Source organism: Vibrio sp. 10N.239.312.D08 (assembly GCF_041466145.1).
Classification (GTDB): Bacteria; Pseudomonadota; Gammaproteobacteria; order Enterobacterales; family Vibrionaceae; genus Vibrio; species Vibrio crassostreae_C.
Genome location: NZ_JBFSSD010000117.1, coordinates 1 through 1,404 on the forward strand (window position 1 = coordinate 1; position 1,404 = coordinate 1,404).

Sequence of the window (1,404 nt, forward strand, 5' to 3'; positions counted from 1 at the left end):
TGGATAAGTTATTACGCTTGGTAATGGTAATGCACGCATCTGGGCCTGTTTTGCGACACTGATAAACGTCAGCCTTGCCCCCTTCGAGCAGCACGTTGACGAGGTTGTTGTTGTCGGTCAAAAGGCTAGGGTAATAACGCGGATTGCCGTCTTTGTCGTACACGTAAGAGCCTGACAAACTCATCATGAATTGCGCTAGATTTTTGTCGGAGGACAAAAAAGCGTTATTCATGATCGCAGACCAGACCACGTTGTGATTGGTTTGGGTCATGTCTTTCAGGGCTGGATCCTTTTTGGCGTCCTTTAGCTGACCCGCTGCTTTGCCTCCTGCGCCACATTTCTGCTGCCCTTGAACCCAATCTGAGAAGGCGTTGTTTTGTGTACCAAGCGTCGCGCAGACATGCTTTTTGGTAGCAGGAGCGGCAAAGGCGGCCAGTCCACCGATGGACGCTTGCGCGGCTTCACAAGAGTTCACCGATTGATTGAGATATTTGTCGGCAATGGCTTGGAGATTGTCCAGATTTTGCTTGAGCTGCGGTGCCCAGGTTTGCAGGGCTAAGTTGACAATAAAAGGAGGGGCATTATGAATAATGGCTTTGCCCAGTTTCACCAGTTGGTCTGAGCTGATGTGTGAAAATCCCCCCATAAACATATCAATGCCAGTGCACCCGGTACTGATGGAGGGGACAGTGACGCTGACCAACTGTGCATCGACAATTTGATTACGCACAAACAAACTGCCACCGGTGTAGTAGTTGGCCGATTGCCCTTGGTAAGCCGTCGGGGTTGAGACGTTGGCGTTGTACCCTGAGTTATCAAAAAAGCGGGCCAGCGAGTGGTTGGTGTCGGCGTGACTTACGCCTGATAAGCTGATGAGAAATAAAGGAATAACTCGCTTATTCACCGCAACGGTGGACAAGTGGTGGAAAAGTGAGCGCTTCATTGGAGAGCCTCCTGCACTCGCGGATCGTTAAGGGCGTTCTGAATGCTTTTGGCAAGCGTGCTTTCTGGTACGTCTCCAATGCTCAGACGTGAGAACTTACGGCTGTTCACGTTCATTAAGAAGGTCGCAGGCATGACCGTTTTTCCCTGGCCTGGGAAAAAGGTCTTGCCTATCTCTGGTGTGACAGGGATAGGGACCTCAAACCCTGGAAGGCCCGGCCCATCAACAGAGAAGGCGTAAACCGGCAATTGAAATCGCTCGCCAAGACGAGTGATTTTAGGGGCGGTCTTATGGCAGTACGGGCAGGTGCTTTCAAAAAAGAACACTAGGGCATATTGGTTTTGCATGGCAGCGTGTGCGCTGGCGGCATGAATCAAAAAAGCAAGCACAAGGGTACGAAGAAATGGCATAGCGCCTCCTTACGTTTTAGGAAGAAATAAAAGAAACGGAACATCATTTAA

At 50.2% G+C, this 1,404-nt stretch carries 2 protein-coding genes; both read right to left on the reverse strand.

Annotated features, from left to right (window positions below; translation table 11 throughout):
- Positions 1-943: conjugal transfer protein TraH (locus AB6D58_RS24415; RefSeq protein ID WP_372158791.1), on the reverse strand; the 943-nt coding region annotated here is incomplete at its 3' end.
- Positions 940-1,353 (reverse strand): type-F conjugative transfer system pilin assembly thiol-disulfide isomerase TrbB, encoded by a 414-nt coding sequence (gene trbB, locus AB6D58_RS24420; RefSeq protein WP_372029375.1) that lies wholly within the window; start codon positions 1,351-1,353, stop codon positions 940-942. The genes AB6D58_RS24415 and trbB, both read right to left, overlap by 4 nt.
- Positions 1,354-1,404: the final 51 nt, after the last annotated feature.